This is a genomic window from Micrococcus sp. KRD070 (assembly GCF_017168435.1).
Classification (GTDB): domain Bacteria; phylum Actinomycetota; class Actinomycetes; order Actinomycetales; family Micrococcaceae; genus Micrococcus; species Micrococcus luteus.
The window spans coordinates 142,296-151,245 of record NZ_JABFNH010000007.1 but is presented as its reverse complement, the minus strand read 5'-3'; the positions used below and the strand labels follow the sequence as shown (position 1 = coordinate 151,245).

Genomic DNA, 8,950 nt, shown 5'->3' with positions numbered 1-8,950 from the left:
GGGTCACGGGGCCCGGGGTCAGTCGACCGAGACGAGGTCGCAGACGAAGATGAGCGTCTCGTTCGGCCCGATCGCGGAGCCGGCGCCGCGGGCGCCGTAGCCCAGGTGCGGCGGGATCTCGAGGCGGCGGCGGCCGCCGACCTTCATGCCGAGCAGGCCCTGGTCCCAGCCGGCGATGACCTGGCCGACGCCGACGGTCAGGGGCAGCGGGGTGCCGCGGTTCCACGAGGCGTCGAACTCCTCGCCGGTGGACCAGGCCACGCCCACGTAGTGGACCTGCACGCGGGAGCCGGCCTCGACGGCCGGGCCGGAGCCCTCGATCAGGTCCTCCACCACGAGCTCGGTGGGCGGGGTCTCGCCCGGGAAGTCGATCTCGGGCTTGGTGCGGTCGTAGTCGCGCTGTCCGAAGGACACGGTGCTCTCCTCTTGGGTTCTCGTGGACGGGGTCAGTTCGCCGACGGGGTGGCGGACGCCTGGGCGTCCAGGATGTCCACCACGAACAGCAGGGGCTCGTTCTCGCCGATGTCCGGCGGGCTGCCCTGCTCACCGTAGGCCTTCTCGGCCGGGATCGACAGGAGGACGCGCGAGCCCACCTTCTGGCCGGCCAGACCCTCCTTCCAGCCCTCGATGACCTGGTTGAGGGAGAACGTGATGGCCTGACCCGTCTCCCAGGACGAGTCGAAGACCTCACCGTCGGACCACGTCACGCCCTCATACTGCACGGTCACGGTGTCGTCCGCGCCGACCTCGCGGCCCTCGCCCTCGATCAGGGGCTGGACCACCAGCTCCTGGGGCGCCTCGCCGTCGGGCTTCGCGATGCTCGGCCGGCCGCTCTCCTCGTCCACGGTGACGTCGGGCAGGCGCTCGTCCCGCTCGGTCACCTCTTCGCCCTCGGCCTGCTTCGGCAGGATGGCGTCGATCTTGTAGACGAACAGCTGGGCGGGCTGCGTCTGGGTGGAGGGGGAGGCGCTCGGCGACGCGCTCTCGGTCTGCGGGACGGAGACGTCGTACTCGGGGCTGTACGCGGCGACGATCGTGCCGGCGCCGTTGCCCACCAGCATCTCGTGGATCTCCGGGTTCATGGACTTGAGCTGGTCGTCCACGGGCACGGCTTCCGGTTCGCCGCTGAAGTTCTCGGCGACCACCTCGCCGCTGGCCGGATCGACGACGGCGATCGACATCTTCAGGACGTCGCCCTCCTGCACCTGCTCCCCCTCGCCGGCGGTCAGCACGCGCGTGGTGGGCTGGTCGGTGTCGATCTCCCCGTCGATCTCGACCGTCGGCGCCCCGCCGTCGCCCTCCGTGAAGGTGACACCCGTCAGGGCGTCCGGCTCCCCCTGGCCCTCGCCGACGGCCGCCCGCTCGGGGGCGGCCGACGTGGAGGCCGACGCGGTGTCACTGTGGGGCTGGTCCGCGCCGTCGTCGCCGGTGGCGCAGGCGGTGGCCAGCATCAGGCCTGCGGCGCCGAGGGACAGCAGCGGCAGCAGGCGGCGACGGCGGCGGGCCGTCGGGGGCTGGGGGGTCTCGAACGAACTCATGCGGGTCACCCTAACGGCGCGTCCTGGACGCGCGCTGTCAGGCGATCCGCTCGAACAGCCGGTCGACGGCGGCCGACGACGTGTCGAACGGGTCCTTCGTCACGATCGCGTGCAGCGGATGGTCGGTGAGCTTCAGGGTCGTCCAGTCGACGGCGTAGTCCAGGCCGCGCTCCCGGGCGCGGGCCACGAAGTCCGCGCGCACGCGGGCCCGGGTGGTGGGCGGGGCGGTCTCCACGGCGGACCGGGCGGCGTCCTCGGGCAGCAGGCGCGCGACGGCGCCGCGCCGCAGCAGCAGGCGGAACAGCCCCCGGTCGGGGTCGATGTCGTGGAAGGCCAGGTCCAGCTGGGCGAGGCGGGGCGCGTCCCAACCCAGGTCGTGGCGGGCCCGGTAGTCCTCCAGCAGGCGCAGCTTGATCGCCCAGTCGATGCGGTCCTCGATGCGGGACCGGTCACCGGTGCGGACGGCGTCGAGCACCTCGCCCCACAGGGTGAGGACCTCCCCCACCCGGTCGTGGTGGGCACCCTCCGCGGCGACGAAGGCGCGGGCCCGCTCGAGGTAGTGCTCCTGCAGCTCGAGGGCGGAGGCCTCCCCCTCCCGGAGCGCGATGCGGGCCGTGCCGGTGAGGTCGTGGGAGATCTGCCGCACCGCGCGGGTGGGGTGGGCGACGACGCGGTCCCCGAGCGGGAAGCCCGCCTCGATCATCCGCAGCAGCAGGTCGGTGGCGCCGAAGCGCAGCAGGTGGGTGTGCTCGGAGAGGTTCGTGTCCCCCACGATCACGTGGAGGCGCCGGTACTCGGAGGCGTCCGCGTGCGGCTCGTCCCGCGTGTTGATGATCGGCCGGGACCGCGTGGTGGAGGAGGACACGCCGTCCTGCACGAAGTCGGCGCGCTGGGAGAACGCGAAGTGGGCCGGGCCCTCGCCCTCGGGCCACGTGCCGGCGGGCACGACGCGGCCCGCGCCCACGAGGATCTGCCGGGAGACGAGGAACGGGACGAGCGCCTCGGTGAGCCGCCGGTACTCGGTGCGCCGGCGCAGCAGGTAGTTCTCGTGGGAGCCGTAGGAGCTGCCCGAGGAGTCGGCGTTGTTGCGGTAGAGGTGGATCCGGCCGCCGACCCCGTCCGCGGCCATGCGCTCCTCGGCCTGGACCACGAGGTCGTGCAGCAGCAGGTCCCCCGCCCCGTCCGAGGCGATGAGCTCGTCGAGCGTCGAGCACTCGGCGGTCGCGTACTCGGGGTGGGAGCCGACGTCGAGATAGAGCCGGGAGCCGTTGGCCACGAACACGTTCGAGGACCTCCCCCACTCGACGACGGGCCGGAAGAGGTAGCGGACGACCTCTTCGGGACTGAGCGGGCGCCCCTGCGGGTTCCAATGCTGGACGCCGTACTCCGTCTCCAGCCCGAGGATCCGGCGGGCGCGGTCCGCGTCGGTCACTGGCCGCCCTTCTGGACGAAGCCCTTGACGAACTCCTCGGCGTTGGACACCAGCACCGAGTCGATCTCGTCCAGCAGGCTGTCCAGGCCCTGGTCCTGGGCCGCGGGCTTCACGTGCGCCTGGCCCGCCGCGGCGCCGGTCTCGTCGTCGCCGCCGGACGGGCGTGGGCGGATCTGCTCCTGGGACATGGTGGCCTCCTCGTGCGTCGACGCGGGTCGGTGTGCTCCGTCCGCGTCCACCCATCCTGCCCCACGCGCGGGCCACGTTTCAGCCCCACGTCCCCGGGTTGCCCCACGCTGGCAGGATGGGGGCATGCGCCTGTGGACCCTTCATCCCCGCCACCTCGACCGCCAGGGCCTGACGGGCGCCTGGCGCGAGGCCCTGCTCGCGCAGGCCGTCCTGGCCGGCCGCACGCGCGGATATCGGGACCACCCGCAGCTGCTGAGGTTCCGGGAGCACCCGGACCCGTCCGGCGCCGTCGGTGCGTTCCTCTCCGGCCTCGAGGCCGAGGCCACGGCGCGCGGCTATCGCTTCGATCACTCCCGGATCGACCGGCCGTGCCCCGCCCCCGACGGCGCCGTGCGCATCCCGCCCGCCGGTCTCGCACCGATCCCGGCCACCACGGGCCAGCGCGACCTGGAGTGGCGTCACCTGTGCGCCAAGCTGGCCGCGCGCAGCCCCGCCTGGCTCGAACAGTGGTCGGACACGCCCGTCCCCGACGTGCACCCGCTGTTCACGATCGTCCCGGGGCCGGTCGCGTCCTGGGAGCGCGCCTGAGGGCGGGCCGCGGTCGGGCCCGGTCTGGCACCGTGGGGGCATGATCCGCGACGAGAGCATCGAGAGCTATCTGGGCCGCCTCGCCTCCGGCGAGCCCACCCCCGGTGGCGGCGCGACGGGCGCGCTGGCGGTCGCCGAGGGCGCCGGACTGCTGGCCATGGCGGCCCGGTTCAGCGCAGCCGAGGAGGACGCCCGGGCATCGGAGGGCCTGATCGCGGCGTGCCTCGGCCTCGCCGACGGCGACGAGCGGGGCTTCGGCGCCGTGGCCGAGGCGTTCGGGCTGCCCCGCGACACCCCGGAGGACCGGGCCCGGCGCTCGGCCGCGATCCAGGCCGCCCTGGCCGAGGCCGTCCGGCCACCCCGCGGGATCGTCGATGCCGCCGCGCGTGCACTGGACCTGGCCGAGCGTGTGCTGGACGCGGCGAACCCGAACGTGCTCTCCGACGTCGGTGCGGCGCTCGGCTGCGTCCGGGGCGGCCTCACCGCCGCCGCGGTGACCCTCGAGACCAACCTGGGCCCCCTCCGCGACGAGGGCCTGGAGGGCGTCCTGCGCACCGACGTCGACCGGGCGGACCGTCTCGTCGCGCGGGCGGACGCCCTGCTGGGCCGCGTGCGCGCGGCCGTCACGGGCTGAGCGCCCGCCCCCGCCTCAGGCCCGTGCGCCGAACAGCGGCGCCAGCGTGGCCACGAGCGCCTCGTCGTCGGGCCGGGGCGCGGCGGCGTCCTCCCACCAGCCGGGCAGGTCCACGGCGGCGCCGACCAGCGGCTCGGCCAGGTGCAGCCGGTGCACCCGCTCCCCCGCCCCGCGCAGCAGCAGCGTCTCCCACGCGGCGCCGGCCACGCGGTCACCGTGGCGGCCCACGAGGTTGCCGCGGGTCCACGCGCGGGTGGCCCGCGGCGGCGTGGCGACGGCGGCACGGATCTCCGCCTCATCGGCGAGCGTCCGGAGGGCGCCGGCGGCCACGAGGCGGCGGTGCAGGGAGCGGGCCGGGCGGAGGTCGGCGTACTGCAGGTCCACCATCGCGAGGCGGGGGTCGGTCCAGTCCGCGCCCGTGCGGGCCCGCAGGCCCTCGAGGACGCGCAGCTTGGCCGCCCAGTCGGCGCGGTCGCTCAGGGACAGCGGATCCGCGGTGGCGTCGTCGAGGTCGACGGCCCAGGCGTCCAGCACTTCGCGCGTCTGCGGATCCGCCGCCCCGAAGGCGGCGCAGTGGGCGCGGGCCGCGTCCAGGTAGGACCGCAGGATCTGCAGCCCGGTCCAGTGCCGGCGCACGGGGCCGTCCGCGGTGCGTTCGAGCAGGGGCACCGTGGCCCGCAGGCCCGGGTCGTGGCTGATCGTCTGCAACGCGGCCACCGGGTCGTCCAGGGTGAGCCGGGGCGCCGTCCCGGCCTCGGCCATCGCGAGGACGAGCGCGGTCATGCCCATCCGCAGCCACGTGGCGTGCTGGCTCAGCGTCGCGTCGCCGATGATCACGTGGAGCCGGCGGTAGGCCTCGGGGCGGGCGTGCGGCTCGTCCCGCGTGTTGACGATCGGCCGGTGGATCGTGGTCTCCAGGCCCACGGGCTCCTCGAAGTAGTCGGCCCGCTGGGACAGCTGGAAGCCCGGCCGCTCCCCCGCCGGGCCGAGTCCCACGCGGCCCGCGCCCACGAGCACCTGCCGCGCCGCGAAGAACGGCAGCAGGACGGCGGTGAGCTCCTCGAAGTCGAGGGACCGGGCCACGAGGTAGTTCTCGTGCGCGCCGTAGGACTGGCCCTTGCCGTCCACGTTGTTCTTGTAGACCAGCACCTCCGGGGCGCCCTCGGCCTGGCCGATGTGCTCGGCCGCCGCCTGGGCGACCAGGTCCCCGGCGGCGTCCCACACCATGGCGTCCCGCGGGGTGGTCGTCTCCGGCGACGAGTACTCCGGGTGGGCGTGGTCCACGTACCAGCGCGCGCCGTTGGCCAGCACGGTGGACAGCAGCAGGTGCACGGGCTCCCCGTCCGGGCCCACGAGCGCCTCGTCGGTCAGCTGCGAGGGGTGCGCCGCCGAACGCGGCAGCCGCCAGCCGCGGGCGTCCACGAGCGGCGACTCCCCCGTGTAGTCCCACTCCGTGCCGGCCACCGCCGAGCCGGACCGGGTCGCCAGGTCCGCGTACGCGTTCACGAGCTCGACCGAGAGCACGCTGTGGTGCGCCCCCGGGTTGGCCGGCGCGTGGATGCCGAACTCGGTCTCCGTGCCCATCACCCGGTGCACGCCCCAGCCGGCGGCGTCCCGCCCGTTCGGGGGAACGGCCGCGCCGTGGAAAAGCCGGCGCTGGCCCTCGAAGGCGGGGGTCGGGCCGACGTCGACGGCCCGGGCGAAGCCGTCCGCGGCCCCGCGGCCGAACGCGCTCATGCCTCGACCCCCCGGACCATGCGCAGCGAGCGCAGCCGAGGACCGCGCCAGCCGGAGGTGCGCGCCCACTCGGCGGGCGCGACCGTGGCCAGGAGGTCCGTCTGGTCCTCCAGCACCGCGGCCACGGCCTCGCGCAGGTGGCCCTCGCGGACGCCGAGCGCGGCCGGGGCCTGGCCGGCGGCCAGGTAGTCGCGCACCGCGTGCCGCTTGGCGCGGTCCACGACGTCGGCCACCACGGCGCCCGAGACGAGGTCGGCCAGGTGCAGGGCGTGGGTCGTGCCGGACACGTCCGTCAGCTCCGCCAGCGCGGTGTCCGCGCCGCGGTCGTAGAGGGCGGCGACCGTCCGGGCGATGAGCGTCGCGCGGGCCGCGTCCGCGGAGCCGGCCGCGACGACGTCGTCGGCGTGCAGGGGCACGTCCGCGGTGAGGTGTTTGGCCATGATCTCCGCGGCGCCGGCGGCGTCGGGACGGTCCACGCGGATCTTCACGTCCAGTCGGCCGGGGCGGAGCACGGCCGGGTCGATCATGTCCTCGCGGTTGGAGGCGCCGATGACGATCACGTTCTCGAGGGCCTCGACGCCGTCGATCTCGGTGAGCAGCTGCGGGACGATCGTGGTCTCCACGTCCGAGGAGACGCCGGAGCCGCGCGTGCGGAACAGCGACTCCATCTCGTCGAAGAAGATGACCACGGGGAAGCCGGCGTCGGCCTTCTCGCGGGCCCGGTCGAAGATGACGCGGATCTGCCGCTCGGTCTCGCCCACGTACTTGTTCAGCAGCTCGGGCCCCTTGACGTTGAGGAAGAACGAGCGCTCGCCGTCCGCGCTGCGAACCGAGAGGGCGTTGGCCACGGCCTTGGCGAGCATGGTCTTGCCGGTGCCGGGCGGGCCGTACAGCATGATCCCCTTGGGGGCGCGCAGGCCGTGCTCGCGGTAGACCTCGGGGTGCAGGAACGGGATCTCGACGGCCTCGCGGATCCGGTCGATCTGCGGGCCGAGGCCGCCGATGTCCTCGAACGTGACGTCCGGGACCTCTTCCAGCAGCACCTCGTCCACCTCGGACAGCTCGACCCGCCGCAGCGCCCATTCGACGCGGGCGTCCACGGTGACGGCGTCCCCGTGGCGCAGGTCGACGCCCTCCAGCGCGGGCGCGCGCCGCACCACGCGCTCCTCGTCCGCCGTGCCGGCCAGGACGAGGCCGCCGTCGGGCAGCGCCTCCTTGACGCGCAGCAGCTGACCCGACCCCGTGCCCGGGGCGACGCCGACGATCGAGCTGGACTCGTCCAGCAGCACCTGGGCGCCGGGGGTGAGGCGGGCGGCGTCGAGCAGCGGGGAGACCGTCACGCGCAGCCGCCGGCCGTTCTGCACGACGTCCGCTCCCCCGCGCACCACGGCGCCGGTCTCCACGCCCTCCTCGGGCTCGCGCGGGGCGTGGACGGCCTCGAGGGTGGCGAAGGTGAACGGCGGATGCGTGACGGCGTCCAGGTTCTCCTTGAGCGTGGCGATCTCGGCGCGCGTGGCCTCGAGCAGCTCGACCATGCGCCGGTTGTTGCGGGCGGCCGTCTGCGTCTGGGCCTCGGCGGCCCGACGGCGTTCGCTCAGGCCGGCGGCGTGCCGCTGGGCGGACTGCAGCTGGTGCCGCAGCCGTTCGGCCTCGGCCTGGGACTGCCGCAGCAGCTCCCGCGCCTCGGCGAGGCGCTGCTCGGCGTGCTCCGTGCCTGATTGCGCGTGGTGGTCCACCGGTGCTCCGTCCACTCAGTCCTGCTCCCCGGTCGGGGTCCTCCCACCGTACGCGTCCACGCCCTGCTCGGCGGCGCGTGACCGCGCGGCCATGAGGCGGGCCTCCTTCGCCGCCTTGCGCGCCTTCTTGTCCGTGACCGGCCGTTCGCCGAGGGCCTCGGGCGTCCACCGGGCCTCGTCGGCCGGCTGCCAGGCCTCGACGTCCTCGGCCTTGAACTCGGAGACCTTGGAGCGCTTCTTCAGGCGCAGCGCCTCCTCGCCCGAGGCCAGGCGGCGGGCCGTGAGGAGGAAGCCGGTGTGCGCGACCATGCGGTGGTCGGGGCGCACGGCGAGCCCGTCCAGGTGCCAGCCGCGCACGAGGGTCTCGTTGGCCTCGACCTGCGTGAAGCGGCCCGAGTCCCGGATGGCCTCGGCCACGCGGGAGAGCTGGGTGGCGGTGGCCACGTAGTTCAGCCACACACCGCCGGGGGCCAGGACCTCGGCGACGGCGTCGAGGCATTCCCAGGGGGCCAGCATGTCCAGGACCACCCGGTCCACGGAGCCCGGCTCGTGGACCTTGGGCATCTCCTCCTGCGCGTCGCCGAGGTGCACCGACCAGGCGGGGTGCTCGGCGCCGAAGAAGGCCTCCACATTGGCCCGGGCGACGTCCGCGAACTCCGGGCGGCGCTCGTAGGAGTGCAGGCGACCGTGGTCGCCCACGGCGCGCAGCAGGGACATGGACAGGGCGCCGGAGCCCACGCCGGCCTCGACCACGACGGCGCCCGGGAAGATGTCCGCCTGCTGCACGATCTGCGCCGCGTCCTTCGGGTAGACCACCGTGGCGCCGCGGGGCATGGACAGGACGAAGTCGTTCAGCAGGGGGCGCAGCACCTGGTACGGCTGGCCGGCCGAGTTCTCGACCACGACGCCCTCGAAGCCGCCGATCAGGTCGTCGTGCCGCAGCACGCCCTGGTAGCTGTGGAACTCCCCGCCGGGCAGCAGGGTGATCGTGTTGAGGCGGCCCTTCGCGTCCTTGATCTGCACGCGCTGGCCGGCCCGCAGGGGGCCGCGGCGCGCGCTCACGCCGGTGGGTTCGGTCATGGGGGGCTCCTTCGGT

At 74.7% G+C, this 8,950-nt stretch carries 9 protein-coding genes; 2 read left to right on the top strand and 7 right to left on the bottom strand.

Annotation, left to right across the window (positions count from 1 at the left end; genetic code table 11):
* Nucleotides 1–18: 18 nt before the first annotated feature.
* The 4 genes from J1M38_RS02770 to J1M38_RS02755 are packed head-to-tail and all read right to left on the bottom strand — an operon-like array spanning nt 19 to nt 3,158.
* Entirely contained in the window at nt 19–414 is a 396-nt protein-coding gene (locus tag J1M38_RS02770) for an FKBP-type peptidyl-prolyl cis-trans isomerase (RefSeq protein WP_010078659.1), read from the bottom strand.
* A 32-nt stretch (nt 415–446) separates the two neighbouring features.
* A complete protein-coding gene (locus J1M38_RS02765) occupies nt 447–1,538 on the bottom strand; it encodes an FKBP-type peptidyl-prolyl cis-trans isomerase (RefSeq protein ID WP_041103792.1) in 1,092 nt (363 codons plus the stop codon).
* A gap of 37 nt (nt 1,539–1,575) precedes the next feature.
* Nucleotides 1,576–2,970 carry a Pup--protein ligase gene (gene pafA / locus J1M38_RS02760; protein WP_041103794.1) on the bottom strand — a complete coding sequence of 465 codons (1,395 nt, stop codon included), beginning with the start codon at nt 2,968–2,970 and terminating at the stop codon, nt 1,576–1,578.
* Nucleotides 2,967–3,158 (bottom strand): ubiquitin-like protein Pup, encoded by a 192-nt coding sequence (locus J1M38_RS02755; protein WP_041103796.1) that lies wholly within the window; start codon nt 3,156–3,158, stop codon nt 2,967–2,969. The genes pafA and J1M38_RS02755 overlap by 4 nt, the downstream gene beginning before the upstream one ends.
* A 124-nt stretch (nt 3,159–3,282) precedes the next feature.
* Between J1M38_RS02755 and J1M38_RS02750 the strand changes: the two genes are divergently transcribed.
* Nucleotides 3,283–3,747, top strand: coding sequence for a pyrimidine dimer DNA glycosylase/endonuclease V (locus J1M38_RS02750; protein ID WP_036384792.1), 465 nt, complete (start codon nt 3,283–3,285; stop codon nt 3,745–3,747).
* Nucleotides 3,748–3,787: 40 nt separating this feature from the next.
* The gene (locus J1M38_RS02745) at nt 3,788–4,381 is read left to right on the top strand and encodes a cyclodeaminase/cyclohydrolase family protein (protein ID WP_041103799.1); all 594 of its coding nucleotides are present in this window, start codon (nt 3,788–3,790) and stop codon (nt 4,379–4,381) included.
* A 15-nt stretch (nt 4,382–4,396) separates the two neighbouring features.
* Here the strand turns inward: J1M38_RS02745 and dop are convergent, their stop codons facing one another.
* Genes dop through J1M38_RS02730 form a run of 3 tightly spaced genes read right to left on the bottom strand, consistent with a single transcriptional unit; the run spans nt 4,397 to nt 8,934 of the window.
* Nucleotides 4,397–6,118, bottom strand: coding sequence for a depupylase/deamidase Dop (gene dop / locus J1M38_RS02740; RefSeq protein ID WP_041103801.1), 1,722 nt, complete (start codon nt 6,116–6,118; stop codon nt 4,397–4,399).
* Nucleotides 6,115–7,869 carry a proteasome ATPase gene (gene arc / locus J1M38_RS02735; protein ID WP_044658916.1) on the bottom strand — a complete coding sequence of 585 codons (1,755 nt, stop codon included), beginning with the start codon at nt 7,867–7,869 and terminating at the stop codon, nt 6,115–6,117. Before arc ends, dop begins: the two co-directional genes overlap by 4 nt.
* The gene (locus tag J1M38_RS02730) at nt 7,870–8,934 is read right to left on the bottom strand and encodes a tRNA (adenine-N1)-methyltransferase (RefSeq protein WP_012750880.1); all 1,065 of its coding nucleotides are present in this window, start codon (nt 8,932–8,934) and stop codon (nt 7,870–7,872) included. It lies immediately after the preceding gene.
* Nucleotides 8,935–8,950: the final 16 nt, after the last annotated feature.